Consider the following 20,577-nt stretch of genomic DNA (forward strand, 5'->3'; position numbering starts at 1 on the left):
TCATGCGCTTGGCAATTGCTTACGACGTGAGTGACGATGCAAACCGCCGGCAAGTGTATCGAACGCTCCAACGGTATGGAGCTTGGCGACAGTACAGCGTGTTTGAGGTCGATGTGACCAAAGCTGAGCGTGTCGATCTTGAGGACGAACTGGAATCAAATATCGAGCCAACTGACGGTGACCGAATTCGGATTTATCGGTTGTGTCAGTCCTGTCGGGACAACACGACCGATATAGGGTCCGACCCACCCGATGAGCAGTCCAACGTTCTCTGAACTGAACTACGTGGACCTTTATTAAATCAGTGTACAGCCCCGGTCGACGTAATCGGGCCTCGATCTGGCGGGCTGAGAAAGCTTTTTGAGCTATATAGCCGTAGTTTCACCCCCTGTTGCGACGCCCAGAAAACCCAGCACGGGATTGAAACAAACACTCGCCGGCGAACTGGAAGGGTGGGACGACGTTGCGACGCCCAGAAAACCCAGCACGGGATTGAAACAAAAAAGACAATTAGATGCTGATGACGCTCGTCGAGTTGCGACGCCCAGAAAACCCAGCACGGGATTGAAACTCCCACAGCGTCCACTTGTCGTGGCCCTCGGGTTTGTTGCGACGCCCAGAAAACCCAGCACGGGATTGAAACATATCCTTCCCGCCGGTAGAGGTGTTGACGCAGTGTTGCGACGCCCAGAAAACCCAGCACGGGATTGAAACGTGTTCGTGTGGCTTGTGACGGGTGATATTGATGTGGTTGCGACGCCCAGAAAACCCAGCACGGGATTGAAACTGGGTGGTATCCTGAGAACGGCCCTGTACGGTCATGGTTGCGACGCCCAGAAAACCCAGCACGGGATTGAAACAAATCGAACAAGAAATCCTCGACGTGGAGGCCGTTGCGACGCCCAGAAAACCCAGCACGGGATTGAAACACGTTCAACGGTAGTGCAATCTCGACAAACGACGGCTGTTGCGACGCCCAGAAAACCCAGCACGGGATTGAAACCCATCAGAATGACCCAGTCGCGTACAGGACCAGTACCGTTGCGACGCCCAGAAAACCCAGCACGGGATTGAAACTCTCTGCTGGATCCACTGCCAATGTGGCCAAAATGTTGCGACGCCCAGAAAACCCAGCACGGGATTGAAACAGGTCGCGCTCAATGCGACCGCTATCCGCGAGATGAGGTTGCGACGCCCAGAAAACCCAGCACGGGATTGAAACTGACATACCAATACCCATCGACTAGGTTTTCAGACGTTGCGACGCCCAGAAAACCCAGCACGGGATTGAAACTCGATTACTTGCCGGTCAGGATAGTCACCGCAGTGTTGCGACGCCCAGAAAACCCAGCACGGGATTGAAACAGAACAGCGACCGGACAGGCGAGTCCTCTGCGTGGCGTTGCGACGCCCAGAAAACCCAGCACGGGATTGAAACTCGGTGGCAGTGTCGATGGTCGGTCTTGCAGCGGTTGCGACGCCCAGAAAACCCAGCACGGGATTGAAACAATTCGTGTCTGTGTACTCCAAATAGCCCCCATCATGTTGCGACGCCCAGAAAACCCAGCACGGGATTGAAACGAGTACGCGGGCGTATCAGGCAAACCGCCAGTACGGTTGCGACGCCCAGAAAACCCAGCACGGGATTGAAACCGGTCATACCGCTGGCTGGGCACGTTGCTGGTCGTGTTGCGACGCCCAGAAAACCCAGCACGGGATTGAAACTATGCAGCACGCTTTGGTACTGGTAGGAATCAAACCAGTTGCGACGCCCAGAAAACCCAGCACGGGATTGAAACAAGGCCGTCGCCGAGGAGATGTGTGGCGGCACCGGTGTTGCGACGCCCAGAAAACCCAGCACGGGATTGAAACGGTTCAGCAGTTGACTGATTAGGTCATTGCGCATGTATGTTGCGACGCCCAGAAAACCCAGCACGGGATTGAAACGCAGCCAACAGCAGTCTACCAGCAGTTCGTCAGACGGTTGCGACGCCCAGAAAACCCAGCACGGGATTGAAACGCTTCTTTCATGTCGTCCGGGTCGATTTTGATGTCGTTGCGACGCCCAGAAAACCCAGCACGGGATTGAAACAAGTTCCGGGGCACTCGCGTCCGGTGGATTATTCAGTTGCGACGCCCAGAAAACCCAGCACGGGATTGAAACTAGACGCCAACAATGCACACGCAGCCAACGGCTCGGGTTGCGACGCCCAGAAAACCCAGCACGGGATTGAAACAACCCAGCGTCGCTATGGAAAAATTGCCTCTCGCCCGTTGCGACGCCCAGAAAACCCAGCACGGGATTGAAACAAGCTGTTGGCTATCGTCATTAGTCTGTTCCCGACGGTTGCGACGCCCAGAAAACCCAGCACGGGATTGAAACGATACCCACGACGCCGTCCGTGACATCATCTTCAAGTTGCGACGCCCAGAAAACCCAGCACGGGATTGAAACCGAACTGGCTGCTGACGAGTATCGGGGCTTCGGGCCGTTGCGACGCCCAGAAAACCCAGCACGGGATTGAAATCATCGCGGACATGTTGATCGCCGACACGTCTGACCGACGTCACGACGGATCAGAAACCAACTGCGGGATTGAAACAGCGTAAGTATCCACTGGAGGTGACTCCCTCTATATCGGTGCCACGACAGCATAGACTCCACCGTAAGAGTGATATTACAACTTCCGCATCAACAGCAAGTTAGACCCACAACGATTGTTTGACTGTTCCCACACCACTGTTTCCGGAGCAAAACGCCCTACGCCGGCCTGACCGGCGCGACATACTGACTCCTGACCTTGTCACCCTCGCGCCATTGCAAGTAGTAGTACTCGCGATCGTCGATACTCTTCACCGTCACCGTGCCCTTCGAGCGTGGTATTTCGGCCTGCTCGTAGGCGTCGGCTACCTTCTCGTCCCAGTCGTCCTCGTTGTCGGCCCATCCCTCGGGCGTGTCCACGCCGTTCTGGTCCTCGACCCCGTCATCGCTCTCTAGCAGCGCGGCCAGCTCGTCGACGGCGGCGATGGCGTCCTCATGCGCATCGTGAGCGTCCTGGCCGAGCCCCTCGACGTTGATGTGCTCCAGCGCTGACAGCGCATGTTGAACGTATTCTTTGTCGCTCATATGCTAACCAACAAAAGCCGGAATATTAGGGTTTGTGTTGGTTAGCTCGAAACACCCCACCATCGATGTGTTCGCATCCTACACTGTTTCCACACTAACTACGTAACCTAACTAAGCTACCTTAGGTGGCTAAGGCACAATGGCTAAGTTACCTAAGGTAGATGAGTCACCTATGAGAGACAATGAAGCGACGCCACGCGCAGTCAGCGTGGGCGTTCTCAAAGGCGGCTTTGGCAAGACAACGACAGCAATCAACCTCGGGCGGGAACTCGCACACCGAAACGAGCGCGCGTTACTGGTCGATCTCGACGACAACGGCCACATGACGCTCATTCTGGGCCACGACGACGCGTATCGTGGTGACCGTTGGGGGACCAACCACGCTGCGGATGTCCTCCTCGACGGCGCGGACCCGCATGACTACATCACGAACGTCAGCGACGGGCTCGACCTCTTCCCCGCGCACGTCGACTTGGAAGACGTCCAGTCGGGGCTCAAGGAAGCGACGATGGGGACGACCCGACTAAAGGAAGAACTCGTTGGCGAACTTCTCGGGGAGACGTACGACTACATCGTCATCGACTGTCCGGCGAATCGTGGCAAACTCAACGACAACGCGATGTACGCGACGGGCAACATCATCATCCCGCTGCGGCCGGAGAACGGCTACGAGACGGGGCTGACGAACACCGTGCAGCGTCTCGTCATGGAAGCCCGGGAGTACTTCGACCTCGATATTCTCGCGGTCACGCCCACGGACCTGAGCGACCGCATCGACCAGGACACGCGCGACCGCCGGCTACTGCGCGAAATGACGACCCGTGAGGCCGTCGCGAAGCACGTCCCGAACTACGCGTATCTCTCGCCGGAGGACTGGGACGCTGTCGATAACGGCTCGTACGACCACGAACTACCCGGTATCCGGCATCGGGCGGCCATCGACAACGCCAACGACGAGGGCGTGCCGCTGCGGGACTACGACTCCGAGTGTGACCAACTCCAGTGCTACGACGAGCTCGCACAGATTGTCGAAACCGGGGAGGTGAGCCGTTGATGGGCTTCGACGATCTCGAAGACGCTGCGGCCGAGCAGGACGCCGACGAGAGTGACGACGTGACCGAGACGGAATCCAAATCCATGCCAGAGACAACACAGACTAACCACCGATCGGAAGCACAGGCTACCGAGACCTCTGACGATTGGAAGCAGCACCCGGCGTTCCCGTACGACGACGCCTCGCAAGAGGCCATCTACCCGCGCTCGGAGACGTGGGACGACTTCGAGGACACACTCGACTTCGAGGTGAAGCGAGAACTCCGCGACGCGGGCCTGCGTGACATCCCGAAGCGTGAGTATCACGAAGCGCTGCTCAAACTTGCGATGGAACAGCCCGAACGGCTCGCTGAACTCGTCAAGGACGGGCGCAAAGAGTAAGCGTCGGCCACCAACGCGAATTGCGTACTGCTCATTTTCGATTGTCTTGCGCTGTCTAGAGCCGGTTACTGTCAGAAAGAATCCATGCGGGTTCTGTATAGCGATACAAAGTTTAAAGCAATATTTGCTGAGCCACCGTAGAAGCATAAGTCTGGCTTGGGTCTGCTGTGGCAACAGAATTATCAGGATTCAATGTATTTAGCTCTGTATGCCGAAATCGGCTGATTCAGATTCAGAACCGGGAAAGCACGACGCCTCCCCCGGGATTGAGCGGACGAAGCCGTGGCACTCCGCCGACGACGTGCCCTGGACGCTACTCACCGAGGCCCAGCTCGCCGATGCGTACGAAGCCGTGGTCGTTCCGGCGCTCCGTCGCGACGACTTCGACCCCGAGACTGACCGCCCATCCTACGAGTGGCTCTCGAACAACGGCTTCCGCGGGCTGACGTACGCGCTGAAAGAGTACCACGACACGACCTTTGCCACGTTCTGGGAAGACACACTCGGGTACAACACCGAAACCAGCGGCTACGACTGGGATATCGAGCACGACGAGACCCGCGAGTCCTTTCAGGAGTATCTCGACGCCAAGCAAGCGGCGGCGGATGACTGGACCGACAGCACCCGCGAGACTATCCGCTACCGGCTCGCCCGCTACGCTCGCTCCTACCGAGAGCGCCACGGCACCGACGATCTCCTCTCGCCCGTCGACGCCGACAGTGACATCACGGAAACCGAAGCCGTCGACCGCTGCCGGGAGACCTTCGCCTACATGTCCGGAGAGTTCGCTGAGTCCACCATCGCGCGTGTCCACGATGCAATCCGAACGTGGTATGGCTGGCTCGTCGAACGGCGTGTGGCGACAGTCAACCCCACCAACGGCGCGGAGGACTGGTTCTCGTGGTCCCGCTCCTCGGACACCGACCCTGTCGCCCTCGACGCCGAGCACGTCCGGGCGATGTTCGACGCCGCCATCACCAGCCGCGACCGGATGCTCGTTGTCGCACTCGCGGGGTGGGGCCTCCGGGCCGGCGAGGTCGCGGCGCTGCACCAGGACCAGCTGCACCTCGACGCCGACGACCCGCACATCCAGTTCGACGAGCGAAAGAACGGACCGGGCACCGTCGCGATTGTCTACGGCGAAGACATCGCTCGCCGGCACCTCTCCCGCGTCGATGGCTATCTGTTCCCCTCGGAGCGCTCGAAAACCGGTCACGTCGACGGCACGACGATCGCGGGTTGGTTCCGCGACCTCGCCGACAGGGCCGGCGTGCCCGAGGAGATCGACGGTGTCGCCCGGAAGCCACACATGGGCCGGCGTTTCTGGTACGACGCCTACTCACAGACGACGCAGGACCTGCTGGAACACGTTCAGGACATTGCTGATGAGCAGGGCAGTGCGAGTGCGAAAGTAGTCTTCGAGGACTACTTGACCGACGAGCGAAAGCGAGAACTCCGGCGAGAGTTCATGCGAGAGAAGCTGAGTACGGCATTTGGCACTAATCGCTGAAACCCATCAGACTTCGGCGAGGCGATCGTAGATTTCTCTGTGTTCCACAATATCCTGCTTAACGTATTCTTTCGGATGCACACGGAGAGATGGTATGCTGCTCACATAATAACCGCCTGCCGACTTTTCAACTTTGAGAACAGTAGAAACTGAGCCCTCATCGTTTGGTGTTTTTATATGTATTAGTGGTATCATTTCTGGTAAGTTATTTATTGGACCCCAGTAATATTTTCATTTGTGGATTATATATCTGCATCGTCAGTTTCGGAATCTGATAGCGGCGGTGAAGCAGAACTAACGGTTTGGAACCGGCTCAAACGATGTTTTGGGACTGATGAGGAAGGAATACTCTATCATCAGTATCCGATTATTGAGAAGGGTGGCAATCGATTCGATCACAAACCCGATTTTGTTCTTCTGCACAAGGATCTGGGATTAGTAATACTTGAATGCAAAGCTTACTCGATCGAAAATATCGAACAGATCGAGAGTGACACGTGGAAACTCCGAAACATGACGCAGCGGACAGCAAGTCCACTGGAACAGGCCCGCCAGCAAGGATTTCATCTTATGTCGTTTTTCCAGCGAGAGCCTGAACTCCGATCAGGTGGCAACTGTGCGGTCTCGATGTCACCGATCGTAATACTACCCAATATCGACCGTAACGAGTGGGAGTCTCGTGGTTTCACAGGACCAGCTTCACCACGTGTCATCACTGGTGATGAATTAGGACCAGTAACACTCCGTAATCGAATTGGCTCACTCCCGGCTTCTGAGCCACTCACCCAGAGCCAGTACGAAGCGGCTCGGGATGTGCTCAGTTGTGGGCAGGCCATTAGTGGTGTCCATGGGACACCGACCGAGGATCCCGAAATCAAAGGCGAGTACTATGATCAAGTCACGACCGGTATCCGCGGATTCGACCAGAATCAGCAGGAGATTGGGATGCAAATCCCTGACGGCCCTCAGCAAATACGGGGTATTGCTGGTTCCGGGAAGACGGTACTAGTCGCAATGAAGGCAGCACGGATGATTAGCGACCCCGCAGACTGGACTGAAACTAAACAAGAAGACATCCGGATTGCCCTGACATTCAGCACACAGAGTCTCTATAATCAACTGACCGAACTAGTTGAGCGGTTCTATCAACAGTTTAGTGGACAATCGCTTGACGAGGCAGCGGCAACGATTGATATAATCCATGCGTGGGGTGGCAACAGAACAGGTGAAGGAATCTACTATCGGCTGGCCAATGAAATTGATGATGTACCAGCTCGGACGTATCCTGAGGCAAAAGATGCGTTCCCCGATGCTGATGATTATCAGGAAGCCGTAGCTGCTGAACTTCGGGAAACTGGAATGGTACCAAGTCGTTGGGATGCAATCTTAGTCGATGAGGCTCAAGACTTTGGTCCAGAATTCCTCAATCTATGTCGAGAGGCACTCACTGACGCGAACCGGCTAATTTGGGCATACGATGAGGCCCAAGATCTGGGGAGTCTCAAAGCACCCAGCCCAACAAATGTATTTGGGACTGATGAGAACGGAGATCCAGTGTTGGATTTGAGTGGAACCTACAAGAACGGGCCACAGAAGACACATATCATGCGCCGATCGTATCGCGCGCCTCGATCTTTGCTGATGGCTGCACATGCTTTGGGTATGGGGCTAAAACGAGATGAGGGTCCAGTCCAGACAATCACCCGGCAGGATGGGTGGGAAAATCTGGGTTATGAAATTGATGCGGACTTCCGTAAGTCCGGGAGTAAAGCAGTGTTAACACGACCGAAATCAAATTCTCCACACCCACTTCAAGATACAGTTTCGCCGTCGGATCTGCTGACGCACCACTCCTTCTCCTCAAAACTCGACGAAATTGAGTGGGTCGCTGAACAGATACGTCTGGACATCTTCGAACAGGGCTTAGATCCAGAGCAACTGCTGGTAATTCCGCTAGCAGGAAAAAAACGCCAAGGCGAGAAAAATCGGGAGTATGTGGCCACTGAACTCCGCGATGAGCTAGCGGATGCTGATATTATCGTAAACTCAGTTTGGGAGGGTGATAAGAAGGTATTTGATGTCCCTGGAGAGGTAACCGTCTCAGGAATTAACCGAGCGAAAGGCAATGAAGCAGCCTCAGTGTATCTCCTTGGGGTTGATTCAGTTACCGAAGAAACATGGCGAGGAAGTGTCTTGCAACGGCGGAATGAGTTATTTGTGGGTCTAACGCGTTCCCGAGCTTGGTGTTCTCTAACTGGAACTTCACCCGATACAGCAATTCACAGCGAAATTAATTCCGTATTTAAAGCGATACAACAGCCGGAGCCAACGTTGTCTTTTTCAGTACCGGATAGTGGAGCAGTCGACAACGAACTGGAAGCGGATACGGAAGGCATGGAGAACGCGCGTATCGATCAGTTCTAACGACTCAACTAACCCATACAATGTGCCGAAGTAGACTATCAGAGAGGATATCACGGAACTGTCTCTGGAGTAGAGTCCAGCGAGATTGGATAATTCACACGAGCTCACTTTTGAACGGTGAATGTAGGCAATTAAACACAACGCTTAATATGTGTAGTTCGCGGACCGCAACTATAGATAGAGGGTATACAAATTGGCCAAACACTAAACAGCCTTACTCAAGAATATTTGTAAACTAGTTATGGACTTAGAACAAGCTTCTACTTGGGACGAATACAATCGTATACTCGAAGAGAAACGAAATAGCAATCTCTTTTCACTTCTTCCGGGGCCACTTAAGAATGCCTTCTACGGTGACGTTGTAAATAAAATCGACCAAGCAGACAGTCGACGGACCACAGCTGAAGACAAATTTCAGACTCTCAAAACAGATGCCCGCACACTCATGGCTGAACTTGATGACCAACTCCACGGGCCCCGACGGCGCGGAGATCAGCTTCCACAGACTGCTATAGATACAGTCCCAAAAATAAACGATACTCGTGCTGAGCTGGTAGGGTTGGCACAGGAACACACTCAGTTCCTCACAGCGGCAGAGCAATCGACGATTGAGGACCTCACGGAGGAATTAGATAAGCTCGCCGCCTATCTCAACACGAAGAGGGAGTTCGATGGTGCCATTGCTGAGATCCAAACAAGTCTTGATGAGTTAGCAGATGATATTCGAACGGCTTGCGATGGTGAGTCGCTCCTATCTATTGAGCAGGAATCCGGGTTTCGGGATCGGTCTAACGAAATTCAAAACTGGCTCGAAACACTTGAATCAGACTTTACTGATACACCACTCACGACAGCGGACCTCCAAACACTTGAGCAAACCGCCGATCATCTTGTATCCCTTCGAAAACAGTTCAGCAGATACAATGAACAGGTTGTTGATGACCAGTATCAAACAGTTGCTGCGAGTGCAACCGCCCTTGCCGAGAAACTGGATGATGAACTACAGGACTCACAAACGCAGGGCGATCCGCTACCACAATCGGCCGACAGCTATTGCAGTGAGGTTGATCAAGCACATCAATCTATAAGCACGCTTGAGACCCCCCGGGCCAAAGAAGAACTGACCCCCAATCGTCAAGAGCTATTGGCTGACCTTCGGACTCGGCTCCAGAGACACCGCGAATTTATTACTACGAAACACACATTCGACACAGAGATTGAGACGCTGTTGACTCATGTTGAGGGTTTGAATACTAAAGTTAAGCACGCAGACCACCGGGACTCCTATTTGACGACTCCAGAAGAGCACTCACTTACGCAGGAGGTGGGTCAAGTGGCGGAGCAACTCAAAGACCTCACCGCCGAAATTGAATTCGGCCGTTTGGCGCAACCGGATCAACAGCAGCTGCATGACATCGAGACACGGCTTGACGATCTTCAACGCGAAATCAGCCAGTATAACCAGCGGTTCGTTGAGCGCAAGCGGAATGAGTACGAGCAATTATTCAGCGGTTTCGGAGATGATGACCTTGCACTCAATGAGGAACAAGAATTAGCCGTATACCGAAATGATATTCATAACCAAGTTATCGCTGGTGCAGGCACCGGGAAGACGTTCTCGCTCTCTTGTCGTGTCAAGTACCTTGTTGAGGAGGGTATCTCTGAGGACGATATCCTGACGCTGACGTTCACACGGAAAGCAGCCGACGAAATGGCCGAGAGATTGGAGGAGATGTTCGATATTACGGGCGTCGAGACAGCAACGCTCCACTCTTTTGGAAACCGAGTTCTCAATGAGGTTGATCCTACGCTCGTCCAAATTGAAGACCAGAGCCGACTCCGTGAAGTGGGGCGACTCATTCGTGAACTCCGAGCCAGTAGTGGAGAATTCCAGCAGCACTACGAACAGTTCGTGGATTACTACAAAGACGAGAATCTTGAGGACGACGACCACAAGCGTCAAGACTTCGTTGATTCGCTCCGATACAAGTCTGATACAACACTGCGTGGCGAAGAAGTGACGTCTCGATTTGATGAGGAGCAGGCCGCTCACACAGCAATTGCTGACTGGTTGTTCAAGCACCAGTTTACGTACCGATACCGACAATACGCAGCTTGGGCTGAAAATCCTGACGCTGAGGCGTATGTTCCCGACTTTACGTTACCAGAACTGGATGTGTATATCGAGTATCTACCATCTGAGGCAACCAACCGCCGAAAGCGTTGGTACGAAAAAAAGCCGACAGCTACCGAATTAGATGCCATCTACGATGGGACTGACAAGACACTACTCGTGGTTGATGGAGACCGCATTGGGCCTGATCGCGCCCCTGACTACATCGCTGACCAATTGCAGGCGGCCGGCGTCGCGATTGAGTCGCCACTCCGTGGAACGGACCTTCGAGACACGGCGTATGAACACAATATCCTCTGGCGGGATATCGAGTCTCACTTCGCTGAGTTTGTCAAGAAGGCAAAAACAAATCAACGTAATCCAGCTGAGCATCTCGGCACACTCAATGAAACAGACGACCCGGAACTCTATCACTTCAGCCATGCAGCAACGCGCGTGTTAGAGCTGTACGACAAACGCTACGCCGCCTACAATGCGTATGATTTTGTCGACATGATCGTCAAAGCGACACAGGCAATCAAACGTGGTGACACCGGTGGAATGGCAAGCTTTGAACACGTTATGGTCGACGAATTTCAAGACCTGAATCTCGTCCAGATTGAGTTCATTCAAGCTTTACTCACCCGCCACGATGACGCCCGACTGTTCGCCGTCGGCGATGATTGGCAGAGTATCTATGGGTTTAAAGGAGCACGACCGGACTACTTCATAGATTTTAAAGATCACTTCCCGCCAGCCACCGAAACTAGACTTGAAACGAACTACCGCTGCCCGCCGAGTGTTGTCCAAGCCGGTAATGCGCTTATTCGGAACAATGAGGCCAAAACGTCGAAAACAGTGACCGCAAACAAGTCTTTAAAAACGACGCCACGAGTTCATCTTGTTCCGGGCACAGATGACTTCCAATACAGGCGAAATGCAATCACAAAGATTGTCCGGCTTGTCACAGAGTCACTCCGTGGTGTTCCTGACCGCGAGCCCGGTGACGTTATGATTCTGGCCCGTAATCAAGAAGGATCGCCGTTCATCCGAGATATTTCAGCAAAGCTCCAAGACCGTGATATCCCTGTTGGTGGGCCAAACGGTGTCGAAGTAACCACTGCTCACCAGTCAAAAGGGAAAGAAGCTGAGCACGTCATCATTGCTAATGCAGCTAATGGCCTGAATGATGGCTTTCCACCAACTGAGGGGGATCGAAATCTGACGAATCTTGTTGAAATTGATACTGGCTCACATCTCGACGAGGAACGTCGGCTGTTCTATGTCGCACTTACACGTGCCGAAGAGCAGTTGGACATTCAGTCCCGAGCCACGGAGCAGTCGCCATTTTTGAGTGAAATCAAGGAACATATCAACGCTCACCCGACGGGCGTCGACTGTGAAACCGACCGTTCAACAGTTACCGTTACCGTTGAGGATGAACGCGAAGCAGAACCATATTGGGAGACCCGACAGATCGGAGAAATAATAACAGAGAGTGATTACTCACTCAAATTTGCAATTACTGACGATGCGGTCAACCAACCACTCCTTGACAAGGGCAAGCAGTATCGGCTTGAGGATGTAAAGATTGGTGAGTACGACGGACAGCCACAGTTACAAATTGATACCGAAACGGCTGTGATTCTTGATCCTGCAGCCCCGAAGGGCAACTGATCGATTGGAACTACCGAGTAGCAGTATACACTTAGCAGAGCATGCTGCTGCCTCTCAGTGTGAAGAGTGTTTGCTCCGATTAATATTTTTGATAGTACTCTCTATCAGCAGATATGTCTGAAGACATTACTAAACTCGAAGACGGTCGCATTCATGTCCGCATATCGAGCAAGCGTGGAACGGGGACACGGGACGAGGACAAAGCTGTTGCCGAGACTGTATATCCAGACTTTGAAGCAGCGATGGAGGAGAGTTGGAAGCTGAATCAACTCATTTCAGACCGACTGAAAGATGCACGGAGAGTTACGAATCCACCAGAAGAGAAGGACTCATATCCTGATTTCAGGTCCGAGAGTCGGGCACAAGTAGACAGAAACGTCAGGCTTGAGCAGTCCGACCCTGAAGCTGAAATAAAAAAACCCGAAAAAGAAAATCAGCAGAACTTGGACTTTGATACTTCAAAAGTGTACCTTGGGGAGGAAGTCGAATTGAGTGGATGGATTCAGGTTCCTCGCGATATTGTTTATGATGAGATAGGTCCGTTGGTGGTGAACAATCAAGTTGAAAAAGAAAGCAGCGGAGTGAAAGTCAATTTCTCAAGTGATGTTCCAATCTCGGGATGGAAAACAGTTAGAAAAGAGATAGTTTTTGAAGAGATCGTTCCAATTGTGAAAGAGAACCGCTGCGACGGAGGTACTGAACCAAAGGGTAAGGGAGTGTCTGAGGGGGAGGCAACATGTCCGCTTGACTGGTGTTCATATTCTGGAAATATTGAGCAAGTTCTCGGTCATGTTATGGCATCAGATGATCACACTCAGGCCCAACAGCCTCAAATCGAATGCCCCGTTGAGCACTGTCACAAGACGGGTGCGGTCGGGACGATCGCTGGGCATTTCTTCTCTATCTGGGACGAGGAGCATACCTCTGAAAAGTTGCTTGAGACGGACGCGTTCTGAGCAAGCACTGTTCGGTACACACGCTTGTCAGGTAACTGTTCCAGAGATTACCTGAAAACAAATTACAGTTAGAGCCCGTCCCTCTCATTCGCTAACCAACAGATGTGGACGTTACTCACCATTTGTTGGCTAGCAGTCTGCCATCCTACACCGTCACCGTCACATGCTGATAGTCGGCCTGCGACGGCATCGGCTGCAACACCAGCCCAGCCAGACCCTGGCGCGGTGCCTGATAGACACGTTAGATGAGATGCTCGACGGACTCGCCGTCCCGAGCTAATTCGGATTGCTCCGGCGACGAATCCAGCGCACGGCCGGAGAACGATTCCGGTGAGACGGCCTCTTGCATCGCTTTGAGCTTCGACCGCAGTTGGCCGCTCGTCGAGCGCACCAACTCATCGTCTGGCCAAGAATGCACTTCGAGCCCGTCGAAGCGTGTTGCGACTTGCTGGACCGTGTTCAGTTGTTCGAGGGCGTACTCGACCCAGTACTGGTGGCTGTCCTGCATCTGCTGGAGTTCTTCGGCCACGTCGTCATAGCCGGCTTCTTTGGCGGCGCTGAGACATTGTTGGAAGTTCTGGCCCCTCGGGTTGATTGGTTCATGGAAGACGACGACCTCACCGAGCGCTCTGAAGTAGCTGAGTAGCTCGTGAAAGTCATCTTCGCCCATCGGCGGGTATGTGGTCGACATCGAGACGAACACTGAGACACCGGCCTGCTGAAGTTCGTCTACCGCCTGCCAGCGAGTCATCGGTGGCGGGGGGTTCGGTTCCATCGCTCTGACGAGCGTCGCATCGAAAGACGGAATCGACGATCCGATGGTAACCGAACGAGATCATCGACGGTGGGAAAGTTGCCAGTACCTCTTCACATGGAAGCGACAGACGACCCCCAATTGAGCCGGTCAGCGAGGTGAGAACGTGTCGTGTGTCTTGGAATCGCTTCTACAACCGACGATAGATGATGATCCCACCGAGAACAGCGACGATCATGCTCCCGGCAATAAGCAGATTCGTGGGTGAGCCGCCAGACGGCTCGACAGTGTCTGTGGCCGCGGTCTGAGACGGTGCGATTGCTGGCCCACCACTGCTGGTCTGGGTTGAGGTTGATTGCTTGGTGTCTGTCTCGGTCGAGTGTTCCGTTTCCGTGGCCGTTGTTGGGGTGTCACTGGGCGTTGGTTCCGTTATTGTCGGTGTGTCCGTCGCTGTTACTGTGTCACCAGAGTCACTGCCGCTGGAGTCGCTACCATCATCGTCATCACCGCCATCATTATCACCGTCATCATTACTACCGCCGGAACTCGACGAGTCTTCCTCGGTAGGAGTTTCTGTTGGTGTTTCTGTTGCAGTCGGAGTCGGTGTTGGCGTCTCCGTTGCGTTCTCTCCGGACTCGACTGTCAGTGTTCCATCGCGGACGCTGGTGACATTGTATGCGGTCCCGGATTCGTCACCGACGGCTGCAACAGTCAGGTCCACATCGCTCGTTCCGACAGCCTCGCCGGTAAGCGTTACTGAGACAACAGATGTCGAGCCACTGTCGGCGGTATCCATTCCAGTCGCCGCAATGCGGACGCCGTTTGCCTCCTCGGCAGACTGGACTGTTTCTGGATTTACTGGACTGCTATTCACGGTGATATTCAATTCGATGGAGGATCGTATGAACGGGCAGACAAAGAGGTTACGTCCGATCCTGAGGAACTCCAAATAGAGTTACCATACCAGTGTGACTGATGGGCGATGTATAAAACCGGCAAATCAGCCGGTCAAACACATTTCAAAAATTATCAATAACTCACTTAGTATTGGCCTTTGTCTAAGCAAATAAATGGCGTTCGTTGAATTCACCTTTACTGCTTGGGAAGAGGAGGATGCGGCTGAAAATTTCGTTCACTTGACTGGAAAGCCCAGTTTTTTCTCACTGGATTTCAACAAAGAGCATCTGCCAAAAAGACGTTCAACCGGAGCAAACTATCACATTGAGGTAACACTGACTTCTGACAGACAGGAAATCAGTAGCGACATCGGACCGAATATAGCTGTACATAAATGTAGGGCTGAAGTGCACTCTGAGGAAGGATTTTTACAATTAACTGATCAACACGAGGTCTTTGGGACATTCTCACTTGAACCGTTCAATTATGAACCGGCGGGTGTGCATAGAGCAGGTGTTGATTGGGACCCCGAGAACTGTTATGTGAAGTTGCAAATTAGGCATGATACGGGCGACGAAGTCCGACTTAGCAGTGATCTAAAGGTGGATTATCGTGGCCGAATAACCGGGACCAAAGTGGAGCAACGCTTTGCTAATCCAATCCGCAACTGTATCATGTATAAACAAACTGCATTAGTTGTACTTAATCTGAATGAGGAGGGAGTTACCGAGCCCACATGTCATTCCGAGGATGGGGAAAATCTCTTTGCCATCGATCCAAGCGGTGAAATTACGTGGCGTGGCCAAGTCGTTACTCTGGGCGACGAGCAATTTTTGCACCGAATCCACTGGCTCGTCGGCGATCATCTGTTTTCAAAGATGGCTTCTATCGACACCGGAGAGAGGATAGTTACTGAACTTGATCCGAAGACGGGAAAAATAATGGCAACAGACATCTAAACGGAGACTGATTCGGTTGTAGTGAATCACCAAACTATGCGCCATATAATGGTTTCACGGCTCGTGTGGTGTTGTGAGCGACACATTCCGGAATGAATTCGTGCACAGTCATCAGATTCTGGAGTTGATCAGTGCGTACACTGAGGAAGCCAAGGAGCGACGTGGTGACGCGGAATTCGAAACAGCAGCTGAATACTATACAGCCGCAGGCCACGGTGAGTTGATGCTGTGTAAACAGCTACCAGACCACGCCGACACTGGCGACGTCACACTGCCATCGGCTTCGCCACTCGCCCGGTTAGGATACGGGATGAAACGGCTACTCGCGGCGTGTCTCTGCTATCGGCTAGCTGGACGTCCTGCCCGCTGTCAGAACCTCTCCGAACGTGCACGCCTCACACTCACAGACAACAGCGAGTGGCTATTCACGGAACGACCGAAGCTCGGGCTCTGTCACGAGATTCGAGGCGACTTCATGATTGTCGCTGGGAACGAGGATTTCCACGCGGCCTACGATACTGCGGCGTTGCAGTACGAGGACGTCGAATCGGACTTCGGCTGGCAGATGGAAGACGGATTCGGGGACTTTACACAGATCGTCGAGGAGTTAGCTGCCGACGTCGGTTACGACCTCCCGGATGACGTGACAGAACTGGTGTATGAAAATTCTCTCGACGAACGAATCGAGTACAAACGCACGCACTTCCCGGATATCATCGACCGGGTCATAGCGTCCGGAAACTGGAATTCAGACGTACTCTGACAGTATTTTATAGTCACCAGCATCGAGCAGTCAAGTGTAATCCAGTGGTCCGTGCCACACTACTCCTGACAAGGGCTACGAAGCAGAGCACGTCTACAAAACCTCGCCTCTGGAAACCTGATCTAAATTTATATTGCCACTGTATGTGGCTATTATAATGTCACTCGCAAAGCTGTCTGGTACTGCGATAGTCGAGAAAGAGACCCAAGATGGGTTTTTTGATGTTAGAGGTGCCGGAGAGGCGATCAGCCTCGCTATGACACCAGACCTGTTTCCTGAACAGGGACGAAATGTATCTGCTTGGTATTGGGTCACCGTCGAGATTACTGCTGACCCACAAGGTTCCAGCGATAGTGTGAGTCCAACGACGGCTATTCATGAATTTCAAGCAGAGCAGGTGGCCAATGGTAGGGCTTTCCGTCTGACAAAAGGGCCTAATGACACGATTGGTGGTTCACTGGATATGGAGCCATTTCACTTGTCGTGGACGGAGGAAGACGGCGTTGATTGGCTCCCTTCGGAGTGTTTCGTGACGGTGACATTGAAGTACGATACCGAAAAGAGCTCTCCACCGGCCGAAGACAGTGGAGAGTCCACAGATGAGGCACATCAGGTGACCGCCTTTCCAGAGTTCGATTGCCAGATAGACTATCAAGGACGGATTGAGGGTCCGGATACCGAACTACAACTTCCCAGTAGAGTCAGAGACATATTGCCAGTCAACGGTGTGCTGGTGATGGTTCTCGACTCGGAAATGGACATGGATATAAGAGATATTCCGAGCCTTGAACCGACCCGGAATCTGCTTGCGATCACATCCGGTGGTAGGGTCGCCTGGACGGCTCAATCGAGAACTGACGACACCGGGGTACAGTATACATATCGTCGAATTTGGGTTTACAATGGCCGCCTATTCTGCTCTACCGCGGGACTAAACGAAAGCGCAGGGAAACCGACACTAGAACTTGATGTAGAAACGGGAGATGTTATTGAGACCGATGTTTAAAAAACATAATCACAACTAGGACTTTAGCGCTGTCACTTCAAGTACGAGTACCGCTGCCGTTCGTGAAGGGGACCGGTTCACCGGTGGTGAGGCGACTGTCGATGTACTCAACCCCGACAGCTCCGCAGATGAGGTTGAGAATAATCCTCGCTCAACTGTGACGGATCGGAATTCATTGTGCTACATTACAACACGACAGCGATGATGTCCTCATCACTGGGGATATTCGAGGCACACAAGAAGCGTCACTTGCCCAGGACTACGATTCGCAACTAATTGATCTGTCATACTTCCTCTCACATCCGTGGACGGCTGTTACCTGGCTCGGAAATATCGATCGACTCCCTGATGCGGCTTTGAGAGCGCCCGAAACCCTCCCCTCTGCAGCCAGAAATCTTCAGGACCGGTAGAACCCCTTCGACCGGAGGACTGAGACAGAGAATTACAAGCTCTATGGTCAGAACTGGTTAGTAGGATACGGCAGTGGCGTCGCTGGCTCTGAGCTCAGTATCGGCCTTGCAACCGGTGGTGGCTCAACGGTCTCGAAAGCCGCAAAATTGCGGAAGGTAACTGACACAGTTGGTGATGCTGGAACGGCAGCGAGAGGCTGGACCTTCCATCGGTCAGTCAGGATGGCCTCAACCATTTCGAAAGGCACTGATATCAAGCCAGCAGGAACCCGGCGCGCACTCGGGCGGGTGGCGATACCCGAGCGTGTGCGCCACGCACAGCGGCTGAACTCACCACGGTGGACACGACTCATCGAATCGCTCCCAGAGCGTGCTACAGGCCCATCCCGAACCGAACGAGTCAGCCGCACTATGCGCCGGACTGGCGATGATGGTCGTCAACTGATGCTCCAACTGCACAACTCGGGTGACCAGCGCGCTCTAGAAACGTTCATCGCAATGGACGAAACGCCAGGGACACAGCGGGCACTGGTTCGAGCGTCTCGCGAAGATCCCGACGTTTCGAAACAGGACCTCAGCGAAGCGTTGCAGCGGTACGACTCGCTAGAGACACCGGAACAGAAGCGAGAGATGCGGGAGGTGTGGCGAGCGACTGGTGACAAGAGTGTCGAGGCAACCGCGACGATGGATCAGGATGCACTGAACGATCTAATGGCTATAGATATTGATTCGGCCGTGCGAGCAGAAATAGCGTCAAAGTACACCGAGCTAGATGCAAGCCAGCAACGCCAGCTTACAGCCTTCGTAGAGGAGAATGGCCATAGCGGCGCTCGCGTAGCATCGGCAGTCGATAGTGACCGTCTAGATAATCTCCTTACTGCAGACTGTGGCTTGTCCGCGCCGTCGATTGGGCGACTGCCGTTAGGTGTCTCCCAGTATCGGCGTGTACAAGTTCCGGATACGCCAACACTCAGTTCCCGTTCAAGCTGTGCCGGAACCAGATTGCTCGAAACTGTCGCCGCTGACGGAGACATCTCTGGATCGGAACTTAACGGACTACTCGCTCGTCTCGGTGATAGCCAAGTCAAACCATTCGCAAACAGCGTTGTCGAATCGGAAAATCCTAGAGCATATCTGAAAGACCTGAATCCAGGCGCTGTCAAGCGCTTGGCTGCCGAAGCTGACGAAGGCGTCTTCAGGAAGACGGCGCGAACCTACGACAAGTACAACCGCTACAAGGACAACTACGAAACAAATAAACCCAGCGATCTGGCGGAAATCTATGGTGAAGTCTTGCTTCAGCGGCGACTCGGTGACGACTATCGAGTCATCTCGCAGGCACAGGTCGAATTCAAAGGAACGTCAAGATCGACTGAGATAGATCATCTGATAATAAAAGACGGCGAGGTCATCGGATTTGCTGAAACAAAGGACTCGAAGACAGCGGATGTCGGAAAACAAATAACCAAAAACAAACAATTTATTGATCAGTATGAAGTGAAGAAAATGAAATATCCTGGCTCAAGTGAGACAATCAACGCTAAACTGTCGACCGAGACGATTAATGAGGGACACGTATACACGATCGGTGACGGAAATAAATACGATTTACAGAGCCTTTCGGTAGAAACAATGGATGTTCTCTACAGAGGATTCAGTGACAACTAATGGGACGACGGCTGCAAACCGACGCTGATCCGGAAGGCCCCATTTTTCAGGAGATGCTGGAGCAAGAGCCGCCAATATTTGATGGAATCAAGTTGTCGGGGACACTAATGGAACAGCTGGTCTTGGTCGCAAATGAAGTGGGGATGGAGGGGCCACGGCTTGGAGAACTGCTGGGACTTCCACGGGATGAGGACCGAGTGAATGGAGATTATCATCTCAGCGACGATGAGGTGGTGGAACTCCACGAAATGAGTGAAGAGCTGTTGAGCCGTATCGAATCCTCCCTAAAAATAGATGGGGATATTGTCGAGGCTGCAACGGATATTCATCCACGAGAGTATTCGTCGGTAGAAGCGAGTGAGGTGGTGTATCTCCGGGTCTATCACAAGTTTTGGATGGTCAGGGATCTCCTTGATTTTGCCATCGAACAAGACCTCGATATATATGTTGGTTGATGACCCTGGAAGGCACTGTCTAGTTGAGCGAGTTTGAGAAACGAGGAGGCCATAGCGAGAGGTGTTCATGACACTCGCAGACCTGCTCAGCGAAACGTTGGAAACGGACGGTCAAGACGTTTGGGAGAATGAGCGCACCCCGACACCCGTCCGGCGGTTTGGGGTGCGTCTCCACTCGGCGGGGCTGTCGATCAGGGAGACGGTCGCTATCTTAGAATTGTTGGGTGTCGATCGCTCTCACGGTGCAGTCTGGAACTGGGTGCATACACTGTCTGAGGCACAGAGCGACCCGCCGACGGCGGAGCCGTCGCTCGCGCGGCTGATGACGACAGCGTCGACTCCTTCGACCAGATCGATAGGGCCGTCAAAAAGGTCGATAACCTCGACAGCACTTAGCAGCGCCGGGCCAAGCAACTCATCGCTG

At 53.2% G+C, this 20,577-nt stretch carries 15 protein-coding genes, 1 pseudogene and 1 CRISPR repeat array; of the genes and pseudogenes, 13 read left to right on the top strand and 3 right to left on the bottom strand.

Features of this window, described 5'->3' with window-relative positions; translation table 11 throughout:
* Positions 1–2 precede the first annotated feature (2 nt).
* Positions 3–275 (top strand): CRISPR-associated endonuclease Cas2, encoded by a 273-nt coding sequence (gene cas2, locus ACNO8S_RS16515; RefSeq protein WP_420182809.1) that lies wholly within the window; start codon positions 3–5, stop codon positions 273–275.
* A 115-nt stretch (positions 276–390) separates the two neighbouring features.
* A CRISPR array of direct repeats spans positions 391–2,528; the repeat unit is 37 nt; unit sequence GTTGCGACGCCCAGAAAACCCAGCACGGGATTGAAAC.
* A gap of 233 nt (positions 2,529–2,761) precedes the next feature.
* Here cas2 and ACNO8S_RS16520 read toward each other — a convergent pair.
* A complete protein-coding gene (locus ACNO8S_RS16520) occupies positions 2,762–3,127 on the bottom strand; it encodes a hypothetical protein (RefSeq protein ID WP_420182810.1) in 366 nt (121 codons plus the stop codon).
* Between the two features lie 172 nt (positions 3,128–3,299).
* Here ACNO8S_RS16520 and ACNO8S_RS16525 point away from each other — a divergent pair, with 172 nt between their 5' ends.
* The 6 genes from ACNO8S_RS16525 (at position 3,300) to ACNO8S_RS16550 (ending at position 13,241) form a co-directional block, all read left to right on the top strand.
* A complete protein-coding gene (locus ACNO8S_RS16525) occupies positions 3,300–4,181 on the top strand; it encodes a ParA family protein (RefSeq protein WP_420182811.1) in 882 nt (293 codons plus the stop codon).
* Positions 4,181–4,561 carry a hypothetical protein gene (locus tag ACNO8S_RS16530; RefSeq protein WP_420182812.1) on the top strand — a complete coding sequence of 127 codons (381 nt, stop codon included), beginning with the start codon at positions 4,181–4,183 and terminating at the stop codon, positions 4,559–4,561. Before ACNO8S_RS16525 ends, ACNO8S_RS16530 begins: the two co-directional genes overlap by 1 nt.
* A 208-nt stretch (positions 4,562–4,769) precedes the next feature.
* Entirely contained in the window at positions 4,770–6,071 is a 1,302-nt protein-coding gene (locus ACNO8S_RS16535) for a tyrosine-type recombinase/integrase (protein ID WP_420182813.1), read from the top strand.
* 237 nt (positions 6,072–6,308) lie between these two features.
* Positions 6,309–8,495, top strand: a complete 2,187-nt coding sequence (locus ACNO8S_RS16540) for a DEAD/DEAH box helicase (protein ID WP_420182814.1) — start codon at positions 6,309–6,311, stop codon at positions 8,493–8,495.
* Between the two features lie 241 nt (positions 8,496–8,736).
* The gene (locus ACNO8S_RS16545) at positions 8,737–12,285 is read left to right on the top strand and encodes a UvrD-helicase domain-containing protein (RefSeq protein WP_420182815.1); all 3,549 of its coding nucleotides are present in this window, start codon (positions 8,737–8,739) and stop codon (positions 12,283–12,285) included.
* Between the two features lie 113 nt (positions 12,286–12,398).
* Positions 12,399–13,241, top strand: coding sequence for a hypothetical protein (locus ACNO8S_RS16550; protein WP_420182816.1), 843 nt, complete (start codon positions 12,399–12,401; stop codon positions 13,239–13,241).
* Between the two features lie 241 nt (positions 13,242–13,482).
* Here the strand turns inward: ACNO8S_RS16550 and ACNO8S_RS16555 are convergent, their stop codons facing one another.
* Both ACNO8S_RS16555 and ACNO8S_RS16560 read right to left on the bottom strand, forming a co-directional pair.
* Positions 13,483–13,992: a radical SAM domain-containing protein gene (locus tag ACNO8S_RS16555; protein ID WP_420182882.1), complete on the bottom strand. Its 510-nt coding sequence runs from the start codon at positions 13,990–13,992 to the stop codon at positions 13,483–13,485.
* 193 nt (positions 13,993–14,185) lie between these two features.
* Entirely contained in the window at positions 14,186–14,869 is a 684-nt protein-coding gene (locus ACNO8S_RS16560) for a hypothetical protein (protein WP_420182817.1), read from the bottom strand.
* A 196-nt stretch (positions 14,870–15,065) separates the two neighbouring features.
* On the opposite strand from ACNO8S_RS16560, the gene ACNO8S_RS16565 reads away from it, so the two are divergent.
* The 6 genes and pseudogenes from ACNO8S_RS16565 to ACNO8S_RS16590 all read left to right on the top strand — a co-directional run.
* A complete protein-coding gene (locus tag ACNO8S_RS16565; protein ID WP_420182818.1) occupies positions 15,066–15,851 on the top strand; it encodes a hypothetical protein in 786 nt (261 codons plus the stop codon).
* A 475-nt stretch (positions 15,852–16,326) separates the two neighbouring features.
* A complete protein-coding gene (locus ACNO8S_RS16570; protein ID WP_420182819.1) occupies positions 16,327–16,614 on the top strand; it encodes a hypothetical protein in 288 nt (95 codons plus the stop codon).
* Positions 16,615–16,771: 157 nt separating this feature from the next.
* Positions 16,772–17,620, top strand: coding sequence for a hypothetical protein (locus ACNO8S_RS16575; protein WP_420182820.1), 849 nt, complete (start codon positions 16,772–16,774; stop codon positions 17,618–17,620).
* Positions 17,621–18,441: 821 nt separating this feature from the next.
* On the top strand, positions 18,442–19,698 hold the full coding sequence (locus ACNO8S_RS16580; protein ID WP_420182821.1) for a hypothetical protein: 1,257 nt from the start codon (positions 18,442–18,444) through the stop codon (positions 19,696–19,698).
* 107 nt (positions 19,699–19,805) lie between these two features.
* Positions 19,806–20,153 (top strand): hypothetical protein, encoded by a 348-nt coding sequence (locus ACNO8S_RS16585; RefSeq protein ID WP_165353739.1) that lies wholly within the window; start codon positions 19,806–19,808, stop codon positions 20,151–20,153.
* A gap of 67 nt (positions 20,154–20,220) precedes the next feature.
* A pseudogene (locus ACNO8S_RS16590) lies at positions 20,221–20,463 on the top strand (IS6 family transposase); the annotation flags it as partial.
* Positions 20,464–20,577 lie beyond the last annotated feature (114 nt).

Source organism: Haloarcula sp. KBTZ06 (assembly GCF_048595605.1).
Lineage (GTDB): Archaea > Halobacteriota > Halobacteria > Halobacteriales > Haloarculaceae > Haloarcula > Haloarcula hispanica.

Coding starts and splice junctions, on each gene's coding strand:
- cas2 (WP_420182809.1), top strand. CDS start 3: ATGCGCTTGGCAATTGCTTACGACGTGAGTGACGATGCAAACCGCCGG.
- ACNO8S_RS16520 (WP_420182810.1), bottom strand. CDS start 3,127: ATGAGCGACAAAGAATACGTTCAACATGCGCTGTCAGCGCTGGAGCAC.
- ACNO8S_RS16525 (WP_420182811.1), top strand. CDS start 3,300: ATGAGAGACAATGAAGCGACGCCACGCGCAGTCAGCGTGGGCGTTCTC.
- ACNO8S_RS16530 (WP_420182812.1), top strand. CDS start 4,181: ATGGGCTTCGACGATCTCGAAGACGCTGCGGCCGAGCAGGACGCCGAC.
- ACNO8S_RS16535 (WP_420182813.1), top strand. CDS start 4,770: ATGCCGAAATCGGCTGATTCAGATTCAGAACCGGGAAAGCACGACGCC.
- ACNO8S_RS16545 (WP_420182815.1), top strand. CDS start 8,737: ATGGACTTAGAACAAGCTTCTACTTGGGACGAATACAATCGTATACTC.
- ACNO8S_RS16550 (WP_420182816.1), top strand. CDS start 12,399: ATGTCTGAAGACATTACTAAACTCGAAGACGGTCGCATTCATGTCCGC.
- ACNO8S_RS16555 (WP_420182882.1), bottom strand. CDS start 13,992: ATGACTCGCTGGCAGGCGGTAGACGAACTTCAGCAGGCCGGTGTCTCA.
- ACNO8S_RS16565 (WP_420182818.1), top strand. CDS start 15,066: ATGGCGTTCGTTGAATTCACCTTTACTGCTTGGGAAGAGGAGGATGCG.
- ACNO8S_RS16570 (WP_420182819.1), top strand. CDS start 16,327: ATGATTGTCGCTGGGAACGAGGATTTCCACGCGGCCTACGATACTGCG.
- ACNO8S_RS16575 (WP_420182820.1), top strand. CDS start 16,772: ATGTCACTCGCAAAGCTGTCTGGTACTGCGATAGTCGAGAAAGAGACC.
- ACNO8S_RS16580 (WP_420182821.1), top strand. CDS start 18,442: ATGCGCCGGACTGGCGATGATGGTCGTCAACTGATGCTCCAACTGCAC.
- ACNO8S_RS16585 (WP_165353739.1), top strand. CDS start 19,806: ATGGAACAGCTGGTCTTGGTCGCAAATGAAGTGGGGATGGAGGGGCCA.